We start from the raw sequence: 17,630 nt of genomic DNA, 5'->3' as shown, positions 1-17,630 counted from the left end.
CGAACGACGTTACAGGTCTAAAATTTCAACACCTTTTGAGGCGTCCGTCCGATATGACTCGAGGCGCGTTCGCAATGAGCCGACATGCACCTCCAGCTTGTGGCCATCGGGATCAAGAAAATAGACTGAAGCCCCCTCGCTTCCATTGGCTTTCCAAAGCCCACATTCATTCATTAAGCGAATGCTCAGCGCGGTAAAATCATCCTCCGCCACGCTGAACGCGATGTGAGTATAATCCGGATGCGGCGCGGTCCGCACCTGCGCGTCTCGCGAGAGACATAGCCATAAGCTGCCTGCTTCGAGATAGGCACCTTCAGGCCAAACCGCTCTGACATCACAGCCCAGCACATCACGGTAAAATGCCAGCGACCGTTCTACGTCGCTTACGGCCAAAGTGATGTGATTGATGCCCGTCACACGCATAATGAACGGTTCTTCCACCCAAGAGAAAGGGCGCGGTAGCCCGTGGCCACCGCGCCCCTTCCGTGACGCAATGCGTGCAGCCGATTACTCGGCGGCGGTCGCCTTGGCCGGACGCGGATCGCGGCGTTCGGCGATACGCGCCGACTTGCCGGTGCGGCCACGCAGATAATAGAGCTTCGCGCGACGCACGACACCGCGGCGCACGACTTCGATCGAATCGATGTTCGGCGAATAGAGCGGGAAAACGCGCTCGACGCCTTCGCCGAAGCTCATCTTGCGGACGGTGAACGACGAACCCATGCCGGCGTTCGAACGTGCGATGCACACGCCTTCGTAGTTCTGCACGCGGGTCCGCTCGCCTTCGACGACCTTCACGCCGACCTTGAGGGTGTCACCAGCGCGGAATTCGGGGATCGACTTCGATTCGAGGAACTTGGCGATCTGTTCCGCTTCGAGCGTCTGGAGGAGGTTCATTTCTTCTGACCTTCGTCTTGGTTGTGCGCGCCAGAGGGCGACTGGACCCGAGCATCGACATGACGCTCCCACAGGTCCGGCCGCCATAGCCGTGTGTCGGATTCGGACCGTGCCTTGCGCCACGCCGCGATCCGCGCATGATCCCCCGATCGCAACACCTCGGGGATCACACGCCCTTCCCAGTCATAGGGTCGGGTATATTGAGGATATTCGAGAAGGCCGCTTTCGAAGCTTTCCTCGATACCACTCGAAGCCGCGCCCATTACGCCGGGAAGCAGCCGAACGCAAGCGTCGAGCAGCACCAGCGCCCCCATTTCGCCACCCGACAGCACATAGTCGCCGATCGCTACGGGTTCGATATCACGCGCTTCGAACAGGCGTTCGTCGAACCCCTCGAACCGGCCGCACAGGATGATCGCGCCCGGACCGTCGGCCAGTTCGCGCACCCGCTGCTGGGTCAGCGCCTTGCCCCGCGGCGTCATCGCCAGCACCGGTCGCCCGTCGGCCACGCTGTCCAGCGCCGATGCCAGCACGTCGGCGCGCAGCACCATGCCCGCGCCGCCGCCGGCCGGCGTATCGTCGACCGAGCGATGCCTGTCGGTCGCGAAGTCGCGAATCTGCACCGCGTCCAGCGACCAGCGTTCCTCGCGAAGCGCGCGCCCGGCGAGCGATATGCCGAGCGGCCCGGGGAACATTTCGGGGTAGAGGGTCAGGACGGTCGCAGCGAAGGTCATGGCGACAGCCTCTGCCCGCTTGCCAACGGGAACGAAAGCCCCGTCCCGTCATTTGCTCCGGTCATGCCCCCCGCCCTTTTGTCGTCCGATAGCGAAACCATCGACTGCGCCATCATCGGCGCCGGTCCTGCCGGGCTGACCGCCGCGATCTATCTCGCGCGATTTCACCTGACGACCCGCCTGTTCGATTGCGGATCGAGCCGCGCGGCGATGATTCCGCGTACACATAACCATGCCGGTTTCCCTGGCGGCATTCCCGGTCCCGAACTGCTGGCGAGGATGCACCGACAGGCACGCGACTATGGCGCGACGTGCGAGGCGGCCACGGTGACCGCGATCGAGCGCACCGGCGACGACTTCGTGGTCCGTACCGACCGCACCACCCTGCGTGCGCGGACCGTGCTGCTGGCGACCGGCGTGGTCAACCACCGGCCTGCCGGGTTGGAGGATGCGCTGCACGACGATGCGCTCCAGCGCGGCCTGCTGCGCTACTGCCCGATCTGCGACGGGTATGAAGTGACCGACCGTCGTGTCGGCGTGATCGGCACCAGCGGCCACGGCATGCGGGAGGCGCTGTTCCTCCGCGGCTATACCGGCGACGTGACGCTGATCGCGCCCGATACCGAACACGACCTCGACGATGCGTGTATTGCGGCACTCGACGACGCAGGCATTCGTCGCGTCGATGGCCCCTGCGGCGACTATCGGATCAATGGAAATCACCTGATCGTCCGCACCGCTACGGGGGAGCTGGCGTTCGACAGCATCTACCCTGCGCTCGGGTCGCGTATCCGCTCCGAGCTGGCGGTCGCGGCCGGTGCTCGGGCGAGCGAAGATGGCTGCCTCGAGGTCGACGATCACCAACGCACCTCGGTCCCCGGACTGTTCGCGGCGGGCGACGTGGTCAAGGGCTTGGACCAGATCAGCCATGCCATGGGCGAGGCCGGCGTCGCGGCGACCACCATCCGCAACCTGCTGGCCGAGCGCCACCCGATCCGGCGCTGACGCCTTGCCGTCGACGGGGCCGCGCAGTAGCCATATCCACTAATGCGCATAGCCATGCTCCCGATCGCCGCCCTGCTGCTTCCCCTGCCCGTACAGGCGCAGTCGTTCGATCGCATCCTTGCCGCCGCTGCCGAGCGGGACGCGGCACGCAACTGCTCCTCGGCGGGCGCCGGGGAGATCGTGGTCTGCGGCGACCGGGATCGCGACACCCGCTACCGCCTGCCGCTCCCCACGGTGCGCGAAGCCGGAGAGCGAGGCGCGGTTATCGGCGAAGTTCCGTCGCCCTCGGTTCAAGACCCGTTCTTGTCCGGCTGCGGCATCTTTCGCGGGCAACGCCGTTGTTCGAAGCAGGAGGCGGAAGCCTATGGCTATGGTCGTGGCCGCGATCCGGTAACCTTGGTCGGGCGGCTCGTCACGAAGCTGGCCGATCCCGATGCGGAGATAGGTGCGCCACCGACCGTGCCACCACGGGACCGATGATCATTACGCTCCGGGCTTGATCGATCGCCCCGGCGATCGTATCCGAACAAGCGTGACCGAGACGTTGTTCCGCCAGCTTTTCTATACCAGCCGCAGCGTGCCCGGTGTCGATGTCGATCACATTCTGCAACAGTCCCGCCACAACAATGCGGTGGACGGCATCACCGGCCTGTTGTGGCACGATGGCAGCCATTTCCTACAAGTGATCGAGGGACCGGAGTCGAGCGTCGCTGCGACCTATGCGCGAATCGCCGGCGATCCACGCCACACCGACCTGTCGATCCTGTCGGATCGAGCGATCGCCGTCCGCGAATTCGGCTATTGGAGCATGGAGCGCGCCACCCGCACCTTGGCCGATGGCGAAGCGGTCCTTGCCCGGATCGAGCGGCGGCTGGCAGGCGCGCCCGAAACGTTGCGGCAGGCATTCGCCGCCGCGACGGCACGATAAGGTCAGTCGACCGCGAACACCGCCTCGACGACCAGGCGCTCGTTATTCCATTCGGGCACCGCATGCGGCTGCATCGGCACCATGAAGCGCTTGCCACCGGGCCGTTCGATCTCGATCACGTCGCCCGCACCGAAATCGTCTATCGCGACTATCTGCCCCAGCGCATCGCCCGTCGTCGACACGACCGGCAAACCCAGCAAATCCGCGTGATAATATTCGCCTTCGCCCAGCGGCGGTAACTGGTCACGGCCGATCCACAGTTCGGTACCGCGCATGGCCTCCGCCTTGGTGCGATCGGTGATCTCGCGGAACTTCCCTATCACGCCATTGGTGGCGGGCCGCACCGACGCCAAGGTCAGCGCGCCACCGTTCAACGTCGAATAAGTCGACAGGTCGTCGGTGAACAGCTTCAGCCGCACCTCGCCATGCAAACCATGCGCGCCGGCGATCGCCGCCAGCACGACCCGGCTGCGGTCGACCGCGACATCAGGCGTCGGGCGAGCCTTCGCCGCCGGCGGGGGCGTCGTCGCTGCCTTCGGCGGGTTCTTCCGCCGACTGGCCGACATTGGTGGCGTCTTCGTCATGGGCTGACTGTTCTTTGGGGTCGATCATGCGTCATGCTCCTGCTCGGGGTGAGCGGCAACGCATGACGCCGATCAAAGGGTGCCGGCCCGCCTCGAAAGACCGGCTGGCATGTCCTTTTACGCCTCGGCGGTTTCGGCCGGAGCGTTGGCGGCTTCCTCGGCTGCCTTCGCCTTTTCGGCACGCTCTTCGGCGCGCTCGACGGCCTTCTCGCCCGGCTTGCCCTTGGTCGGGTTGTTGCGGGCGGCGCGTTCCTTCACGCCGGCCTTGTCGAGGAAGCGCGCGACACGGTCGGTCGGCTGCGCACCGACGCTCAGCCAGTGGGTCGCACGCTCGGCGTCGAGCACGACGCGCTTTTCGTCTTCCTTGCCCAGCAGCGGGTTATAGGTGCCGATCTTCTCGATGAAGCGGCCATCGCGCGGGCTGCGCGCATCGGCGACGACGATGCGATAGTAGGGACGCTTCTTCGAGCCACCACGCGACAGACGGATGCTGAGTGCCATTATTCTTCTTCCTTCGTTGGTCTGTGTAAGCCGGTTCCGACCGGCGGTTACTTCTTCTTGATAAGGTTTTCGAAGCCGGGGGGCAGCTGCGGCATGCCCTTGCCTCCGGTGAGCCCTGGCAGGCCCGGCATTTCGCCGCCGGCCTTGCTCATCAGATCGCCAAGTCCAGGACCGCCCAGCGCATTGCCGAGACCGCCCATGCCGCCCTTGCCCAGCATCGCCATCATGCCCTTGATGCCGCCCATCTTCTTGAGCTTCTTCATGGCGGTCTGCATTTCCTGGTGCATCTTCAACAGCTTGTTGATGTCCTGCACCGTCGTGCCCGACCCCTTGGCGATACGGATCTTGCGCTTGGCATTGATGAGTTCGGGCTTGGCGCGCTCCTTGGCGGTCATCGACGTGATCATCGCATCCATGCGCAGCAGGATCTTTTCATCCACCGCGCCCGACGCCATCGCCGCCTGCGCCTTCTTCATGCCGGGAATCATGCCCGCCAGCGCGCCCAAGCCACCCATGCGCCGCATCTGCGCCAGCTGCCCGCGCAGGTCGTTCATGTCGAACTGACCCTTGGCAAGACGACCGGCCATCCGCTCGGCATCTTCGGCCTCGATCGACTGCGCCGCCTTCTCGACCAACGACACGACGTCGCCCATGCCGAGGATGCGGCCCGCGACCCGCTTCGGGTGGAACGGCTCGATCGCGTCCAGCTTCTCGCCGGTGCCCGCAAACTTGATCGGCTTGCCGGTGACCGCGCGCATCGACAGCGCGGCACCACCGCGCGCATCGCCGTCCATGCGGGTCAGGATGACGCCGGTCAGCGGCACCTGTTCGGAAAAGTTCTGTGCGACGTTGACCGCGTCCTGCCCGGTCAGCGAGTCGACGACCAGCAGCGTCTCGTTCGGCTTCGCAATGTCCGAGACGGCCTTCATCTCGTCCATCAACGCCTGGTCGACGTGCAGACGACCCGCCGTGTCGAGCATGACCACGTCGAAGCCCTGCAGCTTGGCTGCCTGCAAGGCACGTCGGGCGATGTCGACCGGCTGCTGGCCGGCCACGATCGGCAGCGTCGCGACCTCGACCTGGGTACCCAGCACCGCCAGCTGTTCCTGTGCCGCCGGGCGATTGACGTCCAGCGACGCCATCATCACCTTCTTGCCCTCACGCTTGGACAACAGCTTGGCAAGCTTCGCGGTGGTCGTCGTCTTGCCCGAACCCTGAAGCCCGACCAGCATGACGACGGCAGGCGGCGTGACGGCGACGTCCAGCTCGGCCGTGTCCGGGCCGAGCATGTCGACCAGCGCGTCGTGGACGATCTTGACGACCTGCTGCCCCGGCGTGATCGAGCGTAGGACGTTCTGGCCGACGGCGGCCTCGGTCGCCTTCTCGACGAATTCGCGCGCGACGGGCAGTGCCACGTCCGCTTCCAGCAGCGCCACGCGGACTTCGCGCATCGCCGTCCGGACATCGGCCTCGGTCAGCGCGCCGCGACCGCGCAGACGATCGAACACCCCTCCCAGCCGGTCACTCAGACTTTCGAACACGCGCGCACTCCAGTTGCCAATTCTCGCGAAAAACGCTCAAGCAAAACACGCCGGCGGACGAAACCTCGTCGGCCGGCGTCGCCCTTGGGCGGCATTGCTGAACGATTCCTCGCGGAAACGATCCGCACCCCCTAAAGCAAACGCCCTGCCGGTGCAAGGCACGATGACCGGAGCCGCCCTGCCGACGAACAGAGCAGACGCTTTAACATCTTCTATACCGATGGCTTGCGATAACCCTCGCGCATGGATCGGGATCGGCAACGCGGAACGGAGGGAACAACTCCGCCAGAGACGCGGCAGCGAGTCAGTCGCTGGACGCTGCCGATCTGCGTCTGCGCGATCCTGCTGTTCATCGGCCTGAGCATCGCGGTCATCTCCGGGGTGCTCGACCATCGCTTCTTCGGCGGTGCACCGGTGGAACGCCCGCTCGTCGTCGCGCTGCTCCTCAATGCGCTGCTGGTCGTCTTCGGCTGGCGGCGGCACCGCGCGGTCGAAATCGAAATGCATGGCCGGTCCGAAGCCGAAGAGCGCGCCCGGATGCTGGCGTCGCGCGACCCGCTGACCGGATTTCTCAACCGGCGGTCGCTGAGCGAAGCCGGCGCTGCGTTGCTGAACGCGTCCGTGCGCCGGGAACAGGCGGTCGCGCTGATGATCGTCGACCTCGACCATTTCAAGATGGTCAACGACATGCACGGCCACGACATCGGCGATGCGGTGCTGCGCGCCGCTGCACAGGCGATCGCCGGAGTGATGCCGCCGGCCGCGCTGACCGCGCGGTTCGGCGGCGATGCCTTTGCCTGCGCCTTCGTCTTCGATGCACGCGACCCGTCGACCGTCGACCATGTCGCGTCGCGCGTCATCGCCACGTTGTCGCAGCCCGTCGAGATCGATGATCTGCGCATCCATCTGACAAGCTCGATCGGGGTCGCCCGCTCGGACTTCGACGGGAACAGTATCGACACGCTGCTGCGCGCGGCCGACATCGCGATGTATTGCGCCAAGAAATCGCAGCGGGGCGGCGTCTGCTGGTTCAACCGGGCGATGGAACACGCGCTGATCGACCGCAACGACATCGAAAACGGTCTGCGCCTCGCCATTCCGGCCGGACAGCTCGTTCCCTTCTTCGAACCCCAGATCGACCTGGCGACCGGGCGGCTGTGCGGGTTCGAGGTGCTGGCACGCTGGATCCACCCGACGCAGGGAATCATCCCGCCCGACCGCTTCATTCCGGTCGCGGAGGAATCGGGCCTGATCGCCGACCTCTCGCTGGCGATCATGCGACAGGCCTTCGCAGCGGCACGCGATTGGGACCCCAGCCTGTCGTTGTCGGTCAACATCTCGCCTACCCAGTTGCGCGATGCCTGGCTGGCGCAGAAGATCATCAAGGCGACGGTCGAGGGCGGCTTCGCCCCCAATCGCCTGGAGATCGAGATCACCGAAAGCGCGCTGTTCGACAATCTGGCGCTGGCCCAGTCGATCGTCGGCTCGCTCAAGAATCAGGGCGTGCGCCTTGCCCTCGACGATTTCGGCACCGGCTATTCGTCGCTCGCCCATTTGCGGGCATTGCCGTTCGACAAGATCAAGATCGACAAGAGCTTCGTCCTGTCGATGCTCGACAATGCCGACTCGGCCGCGATCGTAAATGCCATCATCGGGCTTGGTGCCAATCTCAACCTGCCGGTCACTGCCGAAGGAGTCGAGACCGACACCATCGCCGATCGCCTCGCCGCACTCGGCTGTGCGAAGGCACAGGGGTGGAATTACGGCAAGCCGCTGTCGATCGCCGATACCCGCCGGATGCTGGCGGCGCGCGGCCTTCTGCACACCGGCTCGACCGAGCCCGATCTGCCCGACCTTACCAACCGGCGTCAGGCCGGCTGAGATAGGTCGCCTCCGCCTCGGTCGACACCCGGCCGAGCGCGGCGTTGCGGGACGGATAGCGGCCATAATGCGCCAGCACGTCGGCATGTTCGCGCGCGAACTTCAGGTTTACCGGATTGCCCAGCGCCTCGAAACAATGAAGCGAGAAGCGCGAGACCCCGGCATCCTCGCTGTGCATCAGCGGCATGTAGAGAAACGCCCGGCGCTCCGGCGGCAGCGCGCGATCGTCGCCCCGCGCGATGCCGATCAGCGTGAGTTCCAGTGCCAGCGGATCGGCCGCGAACGCCGCCGCCTGCCCGCGGAAGAGGTTCCGCGAAAACTGGTCGAGGACGATTACCGCCGCCAGCAACGTGTCGCGGTCGTCGCGCCACCCCGCAGCGTCGCTTGCCAGCAGACGCTGCTGGAGCGTGCCGAACCGCTCGCCGATCTCGGCATCCAGCGCATCGTCCTTGGCGAAATGCCGCTCCGGCCCGACCGCCTCGAACCAGAAGTCGAGGACTTCGCGCGCCTGTCCGTGGACTTCCCCGGCCGCTGTCCCTAGATCGTCGCCCATGCCATCCTCCTGTGGTCCCGCCATCATAACGCTCGGCTGCCGGCTGAACATCGCGGAAAGCGATGCGATCCGTGGGCTGGTGGCATCGCGCGACGTGGTGGTGGTCAACAGTTGCGCCGTCACCAACGACGCCGTCGCCGCCACCCGGCGGGCCATCCGCAAGGCGCGGCGCGAGCGCCCCGACAGCGAACTGATCGTCACCGGCTGCGCGGCACAGATCGATCCGGCCAGCTTTGCCGCGATGCCCGAGGTTACCCGCGTCATCGGCAATTCGGACAAGCTGAACCCCGTCGCATGGGGATCGAGCGAGCCTGTGATCGTACGCGACATCGCCCGCATACTGGACACCGCGCCGCAACTGGCCGGCGGTTTCGAAGGACAGACCCGCGCCTTTGTCGAAGTACAGAATGGCTGCGATCACGCCTGCACCTTCTGCGCCATCCCCGCCGGACGCGGGCCGTCGCGTTCGGCCGGCATCGCAGCGATCGTGGCGCAGGTCGATACGCTGGTCGCGGCGGGTCATGCAGAGGTCGTGCTCACCGGCGTCGATCTGTCGAGCTATGGCCATGACCTGTCGGAAACGCCGACACTCGGCGATCTGGTCGAGGCGATCATCGCGGCCACGCCGCTGAAGCGGCTGCGCCTCTCCTCGCTCGATCCCGCAGCTATCGACGCCAAGCTGTTCGAATTGCTTACGTCCGAGCCACGAGTCATGCCGCACGCCCATCTGTCGTTCCAGGCCGGCGACGACATGGTCCTCAAGCGGATGCGTCGCCGACACAGCCGCGCCGATGCGGTACGACTGGTCGAACGCCTGAAAACTGCGCGCCCGGAAATCGCTATCGGCGCGGATTTGATCGCCGGCTTCCCGACGGAGGACGATGCGATGGCGGCGAATACGCTGGCACTTATCGACGATTGCGCCATCGTCCATGCCCATGTCTTTCCCTACAGCCCCCGCGCCCGCACGCCGGCCGCGCGGATGCCGCAGGTGCCGCCCCCGGTCGCCAAGGCACGCGCGCAGGGATTGCGCGACGCCGCCGCACGCCGGCATCGCGCCTGGCTGGCCGAACAGATCGGCAGCGTTACCGACATCCTGGTCGAACGTCCCGGCACGCGCGGGCATAGCCCCGGCTTTGCCGACGTCCGGCTCCCCCCCTGCCCGCCCGGTCGCATCGTGACCGCGCGGCTCACTCATATCGAAGGCGATCAGTTGATCGGAATGCCCCTATGAGCCTTTCGTGGCACGAACGCCTGCTCGGCGGCCTGAAGAAGACGTCCGACCGCCTGACCGGCAATCTGGTCGGCCTGTCCGCGGCGCGACTGGACGATGCGACACTGGACGAGATCGAGGAGGCGCTGATCGCATCCGACCTCGGCCCCGCCACCGCCGCCCGGGTCCGCGCCCGCCTGTCGGAAGGGCAGTATGAGCGCAATATGGAGGAGCTGGGCATCCGCCTGGTCGTGGCGGAGGAGATCGAAAAGGTCCTGACCCCGGTTGCCAAGCCGCTGGAAATCGAAGCCTTTCCGCGTCCGCAGGTCATTCTGGTCATCGGCGTCAACGGATCGGGCAAGACGACGACCATCGCCAAGCTTGCCAAGACGCTGGTCGAGCAGGACTATGGCGTGATGCTCGCGGCAGGCGACACGTTCCGCGCCGCCGCCATCGGCCAGCTCCGGACCTGGGCCGAACGGATCGGCGTGCCGATCGTCAGCGGGGCCGAAGGCGGCGATGCGGCAGGCATCGTCTATGAAGCGGTCAAGCAGGCGACCGCCACCGGCATCGACGTGCTGATCGTCGACACCGCCGGGCGCCTGCAGAACAAGCGCGAACTGATGGACGAACTGGCCAAGGTTCGCCGCGTCCTCGGCCGGCTGAACCCCGAAGCGCCGCACGATGTCGTCCTCGTCCTCGATGCGACGACGGGGCAGAACGCGCTCAACCAGATCGAGGTGTTCAAGGAGACGGCGGGCGTCACCGGCTTGGTGATGACCAAGCTGGACGGCACCGCGCGCGGCGGCGTGCTGGTGGCAGCGGCGGAGAAGTTCGGGTTGCCGATCCATGCGATCGGCGTCGGCGAAACCGCTGACGACCTGCGCGGGTTCGACGCGCATGAGGTATCCCGCATCATCGCGGGCGTAGAGCGGGTGCGCAAATGACGACCGACACCAAGCCGCCGGTATCGCCGCTGTTCCGCATGGCGCTCGATTACGGCCCGTTGCTCGTATTCTTCGTCGCCAACCTGCTGGCGAGCAAGATCGGCCTGCCCGACATGGTCGATTCGCTGGCGCAGGTCGTCATCGCCAGCACCGCGTTCATGATCGCCAGCGTCGCCGCGATCATCGTGTCGAAGTGGAAGACGGGGCATATCTCGCCGATGCTGTGGCTGTCGGCCGGCCTCGTCGTCGTATTCGGCGCGCTGACCCTGTATTTCCGCGACGACACCTTCATCAAGATGAAGCCGACCATCGTCTATGCGATGTTCTCGGCGATCCTCACCTTCGGCCTCATCACCGGGCGCCCGTTGCTCCAGCAGTTGCTGGAAACCGCCTATCCGGGTCTGAGCGCGACCGGGTGGCGCAAGCTGACGCTAAACTGGGCGATCTTCTTCGCGTTTATGGCGGTGTTGAACGAGGTCGTCTGGCGCCATTCGACCTGGGATTTCTGGGTCGGGTTCAAGCTTTGGGGCGCGGTGCCGCTGACGCTGGTCTTTGCCGCCGCGAACATCCCGATGCTGCTGCGCCACGGACTGCAGGTCGAGAAGGACGCGCCGCTGCCGCCGGCGGATTGAGCCGCGTCGGCCATCGATGATGTCGGGCGGGCCGATCGCCAGCGCTTGCGCATCGCGCCGACCCGCGCCAAGCAGCGGCGATGCGTATCGCGCTTTATGAACCCGAAATCGCGGGCAACGTCGGGGCCGTCATGCGGCTGGGTGCCTGTCTGGGCGTGGCGGTCGACCTGATCGAGCCGCTGGGCTTCGCATGGGACGACCGCCGGGTGCGACGGACCGCGATGGATTATATCGACCATGTGTCGGTGACCCGCCATGCCGATTTCGCCGCCTTTCGCGCGGCCCGTCATGGCGCGCGGCTGATTTTGTTCAGCACCAAGGCGACGCAGGGCGCCTATGACTTCAACTTTGCGCCCGACGACGTGCTGCTGTTCGGCAAGGAGAGTGCCGGCGTGCCGCAGGCGGTGGCCGACCGCTGCGATATCGGCCTGCGCCTGCCGATCCGGGCGGAGGTGCGCTCGATGAACCTCGCCACCGCCGCCGCGCTGGCGCTGGGCGAGGCATTGCGGCAGACCGGCGGCCTGCCGGGATAAGGAGCGGGCGCCGGTCCCGCGACCGACGCCCCCGCCGTCACCCGAGAACCGCGTCGCCCAGATGGCGCCACGCAACCACCTGCTGCGTCTGTTCGCCCAGCCCGGCAATGCCGAGCGTCATCGTGTCGCCGGCCTTGAGATAGACGGACTCCGGCTTCTTGCCCTCGCCCACGCCCGGCGGCGTACCGGTAATCATCAGGTCGCCGGGATATAGGGTGATATATTCGCTGACATAGGAGATCAGTTCGGCGACGTCGAAGATCATCGTCCGCGTATTGCCCGTCTGCATTCGCGCGCCGTTCACGTCGAGGAACATGTCGAGCGCCTGCGGGTCGGCAATCTCGTCCGGCGTGACCAGCCACGGGCCGACCGGGCAGAAGCTGTCATGCCCCTTCCCCTTCGACCACTGCGTGCCGCGCTGCTTCTGGTTGAAGCGTTCCGACACGTCGTTGGCGATGGTGAAGCCCGCGACGTGCGACAGCGCATCTTCCTTGTCGACGTAGCGCGCGGTCTTGCCGATCACGACCGCCAGTTCGACTTCCCAGTCGGTATGGGTCGATCCGCGCGGCAGCATAACTTCGTCATTCGGGCCGGTCAGCGACGACAGCGCCTTCATGAACATCATCGGTTCGCTCGGCACCGGCAGGTTCGATTCGGCGGCATGGTCGGCATAGTTCAGGCCGATCGCCACGATCTTGCCGATTCCCTTCACCGGAACGCCAAAGCGCGGCGTGCCGTCCACCACGGGCAGGCTTGCTACATCGACCGACAGGTCGCGGATCGTATCGACGGTGATGTCGGCGACCACGCCCGACAGGTCGCGGATGCGGCCATCGGCATCGACCACGCCGGGCCGTTCGGCACCCCGATCGCCAAAGCGGCAGAACTTCATCTCGCATCTCCCAAGGTTCGCGGCCACCACTGTCCGCCTGATCGCCGTCTCCTTGCCCCGCACCAGAGTCAGGTCAAGCGACACCGGTCACAAGGATTTCCATGTCATCGGAACGACCCGCTTCGCGCATACGTATTGCGCGTGACAAGCGTCGGACATTCGATACTGTCGATTCCGACCCGTTTCGAGGAATTTGCGTGACCCAGAATGCCCTCGCCGCCGTTGCCCCGACCACGCCGCCGCTTGCCGAAGCGATCCTCGACACGCTGATCCACCGGATCGGGAAGGATGCGCAGGCGGCGCTCCCGCACGATTGGCTGGCGGCGACGATCCTGACGGTGCGCAACGACATCATCGAACGCTGGATGGCGTCGAGCAAACAGGCGCACGCGGCGGGTGCGAAGCGCGTCTATTATCTAAGCCTCGAATTCCTGATTGGGCGGCTGCTGCGAAATGCGATGGCGAACCTGTCGCGGACCGACGAGGTGCGCGAGGCGCTGACGTCGCTCGGCGTCAATCTTGCCGATCTCGAAGGCGAGGAACCCGACGCGGCGCTCGGCAATGGCGGCCTTGGACGCCTTGCGGCGTGTTTCATGGAAAGTCTCGCGAGCCTCGACCTGCCGGCCTATGGCTATGGCATCCGCTATGTGAACGGCATGTTCCGCCAGCGGATCGACAATGGCTGGCAAGTGGAATTGCCCGAAACCTGGTTGCGCCACGGCAATCCCTGGGAGTTCGAACGCCGCGAGAGCGCCTATCGCATCGGTTTTGGCGGTGAGGTCGTCGGCGACGAGAATGGCGACATTCACTGGCTGCCCGGCGAAACGGTCGAGGCGATCGCCGTCGACACGCCGGTGATCGGCTGGCGCGGCGCGCGCGTGAACACGTTGCGCCTGTGGACCGCCCGTGCGCGCGATCCGATCCGGCTCGACCGGTTCAACGCGGGCGACCATGAAGGGGCGCTGGCCGCATCGGTCCGCGCCGACACGCTGGTCCGTGTCCTGTATCCCGCCGACAGCACGCCTGCGGGACAGGAATTGCGGCTGCGGCAGGAGTATTTCTTCTCCTCCGCATCGATCCAGGACATCGTGCGGCGTCACGTCCAGTATTTCGGCGATATCCGCACCCTGTCGGACAAGGCGGCGATCCAGTTGAACGACACCCATCCAGCGGTGTCGGTTGCCGAACTGATGCGTATCCTGATCGACGACCATGCGCTCGATTTCGACGGTGCGTGGGAGATCACGAAGGCCACGTTCGGCTACACCAACCACACGCTGCTGCCCGAGGCGCTGGAAAGCTGGCCGCTGCCGCTGTTCGAACGGCTGCTGCCGCGCCACATGCAGATCGTCTATGCGATCAACGCGAAGGTGCTGCGCGAGGCGCGGGCGCAGGGGCAGGATGACGGCGCGATCGCCGCGATCAGCCTGATCGACGAAGGCGGCGAGCGGCGGGTGCGCATGGCGAACCTGGCGTTCACCGGCAGCCACAGCGTCAATGGCGTCGCGGCGCTCCACACCGATCTGATGAAGCAGACGGTCTTCGCCGACCTGCACCGCCTCTATCCAGACCGGATCAACAACAAGACCAACGGCATCACGCCCCGGCGCTGGCTGTTCGAGAGCAATCCGGGACTGACCGCGCTGATCCGCGAGGCAATTGGCGACGGGTTCCTCGACGATGCGACGAAGCTCGCCGACCTGAAGCCGTTCGCCGCTGACGCAGCGTTCCGCGAGAAATTCGAGCAGGTGAAGCGCGCGAACAAGGTCCGCCTGTCGCAGCATTTGCGCGAATTGATGGGTGTCCGGCTCGATCCCGACGCGATGTTCGACGTGCAGGTGAAGCGCATCCACGAATATAAGCGCCAGCTGCTCAACATCCTCGAAACGGTGGCGCTGTACGACCAGATCCGCAGCCATCCCGACAAGGACTGGACGCCCCGCGTGAAGCTGTTCGCGGGCAAGGCGGCGTCGAGCTATCACAACGCCAAGCTGATCATCAAATTGGCCAACGATGTCGCGCGGCGGGTCAATGCCGACCCGGCGGTGCGCGGGCTGCTGCGCGTGGCGTTCGTGCCGAACTATAACGTCTCGCTCGCCGAACTCATCATGCCGGCCGCCGACCTGTCCGAACAGATCAGCACCGCGGGAATGGAGGCATCTGGCACCGGCAACATGAAGCTGGCGCTGAACGGCGCGCTGACCATCGGTACGCTCGATGGTGCGAACGTGGAAATCCGCGATCATGTCGGCGCCGACGATATCGTGATCTTTGGCCTGACCGCCGATGAAGTCGCCGAAAAGCGGGCGAACGGCTATAATCCGCGCGACGCCATCGCCGCGTCGCGCGAACTCCAGCAGGCACTCTCCGCGATCAAGGGCGGCGTCTTCAGCCATGACGAACCCGGCCGCTATGCCGGGCTGATCGACGGGCTGGAAAACAGCGACTGGTTCCTGTGCTGCGCCGATTTCGACAGCTATGCGCAGGCGCAGCGACAGGTCGATGCCCGGTGGAGCGACCGCGCCGGATGGAACGCCAGTGCGATCCGTAACGTCGGCGGCGTCGGCTGGTTCTCGTCCGACCGCACCATCGGAGAATATGCCCGTGACATCTGGGACGTGATGTGACCCCCGGCGACGACGCCATCGCCGCGCTGCTCGGCGGGCGTCATGCCGATCCCTTTTCGCTGCTCGGTCCCCATGCCGGGCCGGCGGGGACCTTCGTGCGTGCGTGGCTGCCCGGCGCGCAAAAGGTGCTGGCCCACGACCTCTCCGGCAAGGTGCTGGGGGAATTGCGCCCGGTAGGCGACGGCATTGTTGAGGGGGTGATCGACGCCCCGCCCCAACCGCTGTGGTATTATGCGCGCGGCGGCGGCGGCGAATGGTGGGTGAAGGACCCGTACAGCTTCGGCCCGGTCCTTGGCCCCACTGACGATTTCCTGCTGGCGGAGGGCACCCATCTGCGCCTCCACGACAAGCTTGGCGCGCATCCGATCCGGCACGAGGGCGCGGATGGAATGCACTTTGCGGTCTGGGCACCCAATGCGCAGGTTGTCAGCGTCGTCGGCGACTGGAACATGTGGGATGCCAAGCGTCACCCGATGCGGCGGCGCGCCGATGTCGGGGTGTGGGAAATCTTTCTGCCCGATGTCGGGCCGGGGCAGGCATATAAATTCGCAATCATCGGCGCGAACGGCGAACGCCTGCCGCACAAGGCCGACCCGTTCGCCTTCGAAAGCGAGCTCCGCCCCGCCACCGCCTCGCGCACCGCCCTGCCGCTCGACCATGACTGGCACGATGCGGCGCATCGCGAGCATTGGGCGTCGACCGATCCGCGCCGCGTGCCGATCTCGATCTACGAAGTCCATGCCGGCAGTTGGCAGCGCGGTGACGACGGCTGGTTCCTGCCATGGGACCAGCTGGCCGACCGGCTGATCCCCTATGTCGTCGACATGGGGTTCACCCATATCGAGTTCCTGCCGATCAGCGAGCATCCGTACGATCCGTCCTGGGGATATCAGACGACCGGCCTCTATGCCCCCTCGGCCCGTTTCGGCGATCCGGCCGGGTTCGCGCGCTTCGTCGACGGCGCACACAAGGCGGGGGTCGGCGTGCTGCTCGACTGGGTGCCTGCGCATTTCCCGACCGACGCGCACGGATTGGCACGGTTCGACGGTACCGCACTCTACGAACATGACGACCCGCGGCTGGGCTTCCATCCCGACTGGAACACGGCGATCTACAATTTCGGGCGACGGGAAGTGTCGCAGTTCCTGGTGAACAACGCGCTGTTCTGGGCCGAACGCTATCATGTCGACGGCCTGCGCGTCGATGCGGTCGCCTCGATGCTGTACCGCGACTATTCGCGGCAAGCCGGCGAGTGGATTCCGAATGCCGATGGCGGGCGGGAAAATTGGGAAGCGGTCGAGTTCCTGCGTGCAGCCAACCGCGCGGTGTACCGCGAACATCCCGGCTTCTTCACTATTGCGGAAGAATCGACCTCGTGGCCCGGCGTGTCGAAGCCCGTCCATGAAGGAGGGCTGGGCTTCGGGTTCAAATGGAACATGGGCTTCATGCACGACACGCTGTCGTACATGGCGCGCGAACCGGTGCATCGTTCGCACCATCACGACGAAATCACCTTCGGCCTGACCTATGCCTTCAGCGAGAATTTTGTCCTGCCACTCAGCCATGACGAAGTGGTCCATGGCAAGGGATCGCTGCTGACCAAGATGGCCGGCGACGATTGGCAGAAATTCGCCAATCTGCGCGCCTATTATGCGCTGATGTGGGGCTATCCCGGCAAGAAGCTGCTGTTCATGGGGCAGGAATTCGCCCAGCGTCGCGAATGGTCGGAGGAGCGTGCGCTCGACTGGGAATTGCTGGAGGCGCCCGCACATCGCGGCGTTGTGGCGCTGGTCCGCGACCTCAACCGCCTGTACCGCGATACGCCCGCGCTGCATGCCCGCGACTGCGAAGGCGATGGGTTCCATTGGGCGGTGGTCGACGACGCGGCCAATTCGGTCTTTGCATGGGAACGCCGTGCGCCGGGCGAAGCGCCGGTGCTGGTCGTCAGCAACCTGACGCCGGTGGTTCGCGAGGGATACCGCGTGCCGGTATCGGTCGACGGGGTGTGGCGCGAGGTGCTGAACAGCGACGCGGCAGTCTATGGCGGCGGTGGGATCGGCAATTTGGGCATGGTTACCGCCAGCGACGGCGCGGTCGCACTGACCCTGCCGCCGCTTGCAACGATGTGGTTCGAATATAACGCATAATTTTGGGGGAGAGTG

Annotated in this window: 19 protein-coding genes; 10 read left to right on the top strand and 9 right to left on the bottom strand. The window is 65.6% G+C overall.

Going from position 1 to position 17,630, the window contains the following annotated elements; all coding sequences use genetic code 11:
- Window positions 1–9: 9 nt before the first annotated feature.
- The 3 genes from MF609_RS16665 to trmD all read right to left on the bottom strand — a co-directional run bounded on the left by MF609_RS16665 (window position 10) and on the right by trmD (window position 1,631).
- Window positions 10–423, bottom strand: coding sequence for a VOC family protein (locus MF609_RS16665; protein WP_242417354.1), 414 nt, complete (start codon window positions 421–423; stop codon window positions 10–12).
- A gap of 84 nt (window positions 424–507) precedes the next feature.
- Entirely contained in the window at window positions 508–897 is a 390-nt protein-coding gene (gene rplS / locus MF609_RS16660) for a 50S ribosomal protein L19 (RefSeq protein ID WP_056497824.1), read from the bottom strand.
- On the bottom strand, window positions 894–1,631 hold the full coding sequence (trmD, locus tag MF609_RS16655) for a tRNA (guanosine(37)-N1)-methyltransferase TrmD (protein WP_242417276.1): 738 nt from the start codon (window positions 1,629–1,631) through the stop codon (window positions 894–896). The genes rplS and trmD overlap by 4 nt, the downstream gene beginning before the upstream one ends.
- A 63-nt stretch (window positions 1,632–1,694) precedes the next feature.
- On the opposite strand from trmD, the gene MF609_RS16650 reads away from it, so the two are divergent.
- The 3 genes from MF609_RS16650 to MF609_RS16640 are packed head-to-tail and all read left to right on the top strand — an operon-like array spanning window position 1,695 to window position 3,564.
- Complete coding sequence (locus tag MF609_RS16650) at window positions 1,695–2,636, top strand: NAD(P)/FAD-dependent oxidoreductase (RefSeq protein ID WP_242417275.1); 942 nt, start codon at window positions 1,695–1,697, stop codon at window positions 2,634–2,636.
- Between the two features lie 42 nt (window positions 2,637–2,678).
- Window positions 2,679–3,116 (top strand): hypothetical protein, encoded by a 438-nt coding sequence (locus tag MF609_RS16645; protein WP_242417274.1) that lies wholly within the window; start codon window positions 2,679–2,681, stop codon window positions 3,114–3,116.
- A gap of 52 nt (window positions 3,117–3,168) precedes the next feature.
- Window positions 3,169–3,564, top strand: a complete 396-nt coding sequence (locus MF609_RS16640) for a BLUF domain-containing protein (protein WP_242417273.1) — start codon at window positions 3,169–3,171, stop codon at window positions 3,562–3,564.
- Between the two features lie 2 nt (window positions 3,565–3,566).
- Here MF609_RS16640 and rimM read toward each other — a convergent pair whose 3' ends face one another.
- The 4 genes from rimM to ffh form a co-directional block, all read right to left on the bottom strand.
- Entirely contained in the window at window positions 3,567–4,025 is a 459-nt protein-coding gene (gene rimM, locus MF609_RS16635) for a ribosome maturation factor RimM (protein WP_242417272.1), read from the bottom strand.
- A gap of 25 nt (window positions 4,026–4,050) precedes the next feature.
- Entirely contained in the window at window positions 4,051–4,176 is a 126-nt protein-coding gene (locus tag MF609_RS19910) for a hypothetical protein (RefSeq protein ID WP_277991304.1), read from the bottom strand.
- Between the two features lie 89 nt (window positions 4,177–4,265).
- Window positions 4,266–4,649: a 30S ribosomal protein S16 gene (gene rpsP / locus MF609_RS16630; RefSeq protein ID WP_242417271.1), complete on the bottom strand. Its 384-nt coding sequence runs from the start codon at window positions 4,647–4,649 to the stop codon at window positions 4,266–4,268.
- A gap of 47 nt (window positions 4,650–4,696) precedes the next feature.
- Entirely contained in the window at window positions 4,697–6,190 is a 1,494-nt protein-coding gene (gene ffh / locus MF609_RS16625) for a signal recognition particle protein (RefSeq protein WP_242417270.1), read from the bottom strand.
- A 243-nt stretch (window positions 6,191–6,433) separates the two neighbouring features.
- On the opposite strand from ffh, the gene MF609_RS16620 reads away from it, so the two are divergent.
- Window positions 6,434–8,071: a putative bifunctional diguanylate cyclase/phosphodiesterase gene (locus MF609_RS16620; protein ID WP_242417269.1), complete on the top strand. Its 1,638-nt coding sequence runs from the start codon at window positions 6,434–6,436 to the stop codon at window positions 8,069–8,071.
- Here MF609_RS16620 and MF609_RS16615 read toward each other — a convergent pair.
- Complete coding sequence (locus MF609_RS16615) at window positions 8,046–8,624, bottom strand: DUF924 family protein (protein WP_242417268.1); 579 nt, start codon at window positions 8,622–8,624, stop codon at window positions 8,046–8,048. The two genes, MF609_RS16620 and MF609_RS16615, sit on opposite strands and share 26 nt — an antisense overlap.
- Between MF609_RS16615 and mtaB the strand changes: the two genes are divergently transcribed.
- From mtaB to MF609_RS16595, 4 genes are all read left to right on the top strand, one after another.
- Window positions 8,623–9,858: a tRNA (N(6)-L-threonylcarbamoyladenosine(37)-C(2))-methylthiotransferase MtaB gene (gene mtaB / locus MF609_RS16610; RefSeq protein WP_242417267.1), complete on the top strand. Its 1,236-nt coding sequence runs from the start codon at window positions 8,623–8,625 to the stop codon at window positions 9,856–9,858. The two genes, MF609_RS16615 and mtaB, sit on opposite strands and share 2 nt — an antisense overlap.
- The gene (gene ftsY / locus MF609_RS16605) at window positions 9,855–10,784 is read left to right on the top strand and encodes a signal recognition particle-docking protein FtsY (protein WP_242417266.1); all 930 of its coding nucleotides are present in this window, start codon (window positions 9,855–9,857) and stop codon (window positions 10,782–10,784) included. Before mtaB ends, ftsY begins: the two co-directional genes overlap by 4 nt.
- Window positions 10,781–11,416 (top strand): septation protein A, encoded by a 636-nt coding sequence (locus tag MF609_RS16600; protein ID WP_242417265.1) that lies wholly within the window; start codon window positions 10,781–10,783, stop codon window positions 11,414–11,416. The genes ftsY and MF609_RS16600 overlap by 4 nt, the downstream gene beginning before the upstream one ends.
- 80 nt (window positions 11,417–11,496) lie before the next feature.
- The gene (locus tag MF609_RS16595; protein WP_242417264.1) at window positions 11,497–11,949 is read left to right on the top strand and encodes a tRNA (cytidine(34)-2'-O)-methyltransferase; all 453 of its coding nucleotides are present in this window, start codon (window positions 11,497–11,499) and stop codon (window positions 11,947–11,949) included.
- A gap of 37 nt (window positions 11,950–11,986) precedes the next feature.
- On the opposite strand, the gene MF609_RS16590 is transcribed toward MF609_RS16595, so the two are convergent.
- On the bottom strand, window positions 11,987–12,841 hold the full coding sequence (locus MF609_RS16590; RefSeq protein WP_242417263.1) for a 2,4-didehydro-3-deoxy-L-rhamnonate hydrolase: 855 nt from the start codon (window positions 12,839–12,841) through the stop codon (window positions 11,987–11,989).
- A gap of 197 nt (window positions 12,842–13,038) precedes the next feature.
- Here MF609_RS16590 and MF609_RS16585 point away from each other — a divergent pair, with 197 nt between their 5' ends.
- Entirely contained in the window at window positions 13,039–15,468 is a 2,430-nt protein-coding gene (locus MF609_RS16585) for a glycogen/starch/alpha-glucan phosphorylase (RefSeq protein WP_242417262.1), read from the top strand.
- A complete protein-coding gene (gene glgB, locus MF609_RS16580; RefSeq protein ID WP_242417261.1) occupies window positions 15,465–17,615 on the top strand; it encodes a 1,4-alpha-glucan branching protein GlgB in 2,151 nt (716 codons plus the stop codon). The genes MF609_RS16585 and glgB overlap by 4 nt, the downstream gene beginning before the upstream one ends.
- Window positions 17,616–17,630: the final 15 nt, after the last annotated feature.

Source organism: Sphingomonas panni (assembly GCF_022664435.1).
GTDB classification, from domain to species: domain Bacteria; phylum Pseudomonadota; class Alphaproteobacteria; order Sphingomonadales; family Sphingomonadaceae; genus Sphingomonas; species Sphingomonas panni.
This window is presented reverse-complemented; position numbering and strand designations above follow the sequence as displayed.

Excerpts from the sequence above, each read along its gene's own strand:
- MF609_RS16665 (WP_242417354.1), bottom strand. The coding sequence starts at position 423 with ATGCGTGTGACGGGCATCAATCACATCACTTTGGCCGTAAGCGACGTA.
- rplS (WP_056497824.1), bottom strand. The coding sequence starts at position 897 with ATGAACCTCCTCCAGACGCTCGAAGCGGAACAGATCGCCAAGTTCCTC.
- trmD (WP_242417276.1), bottom strand. The coding sequence starts at position 1,631 with ATGACCTTCGCTGCGACCGTCCTGACCCTCTACCCCGAAATGTTCCCC.
- MF609_RS16650 (WP_242417275.1), top strand. The coding sequence starts at position 1,695 with ATGCCCCCCGCCCTTTTGTCGTCCGATAGCGAAACCATCGACTGCGCC.
- MF609_RS16645 (WP_242417274.1), top strand. The coding sequence starts at position 2,679 with ATGCGCATAGCCATGCTCCCGATCGCCGCCCTGCTGCTTCCCCTGCCC.
- MF609_RS19910 (WP_277991304.1), bottom strand. The coding sequence starts at position 4,176 with ATGATCGACCCCAAAGAACAGTCAGCCCATGACGAAGACGCCACCAAT.
- rpsP (WP_242417271.1), bottom strand. The coding sequence starts at position 4,649 with ATGGCACTCAGCATCCGTCTGTCGCGTGGTGGCTCGAAGAAGCGTCCC.
- MF609_RS16620 (WP_242417269.1), top strand. The coding sequence starts at position 6,434 with ATGGATCGGGATCGGCAACGCGGAACGGAGGGAACAACTCCGCCAGAG.
- mtaB (WP_242417267.1), top strand. The coding sequence starts at position 8,623 with ATGCCATCCTCCTGTGGTCCCGCCATCATAACGCTCGGCTGCCGGCTG.
- MF609_RS16615 (WP_242417268.1), bottom strand. The coding sequence starts at position 8,624 with ATGGGCGACGATCTAGGGACAGCGGCCGGGGAAGTCCACGGACAGGCG.
- ftsY (WP_242417266.1), top strand. The coding sequence starts at position 9,855 with ATGAGCCTTTCGTGGCACGAACGCCTGCTCGGCGGCCTGAAGAAGACG.
- MF609_RS16600 (WP_242417265.1), top strand. The coding sequence starts at position 10,781 with ATGACGACCGACACCAAGCCGCCGGTATCGCCGCTGTTCCGCATGGCG.
- MF609_RS16595 (WP_242417264.1), top strand. The coding sequence starts at position 11,497 with ATGCGTATCGCGCTTTATGAACCCGAAATCGCGGGCAACGTCGGGGCC.
- MF609_RS16590 (WP_242417263.1), bottom strand. The coding sequence starts at position 12,841 with ATGAAGTTCTGCCGCTTTGGCGATCGGGGTGCCGAACGGCCCGGCGTG.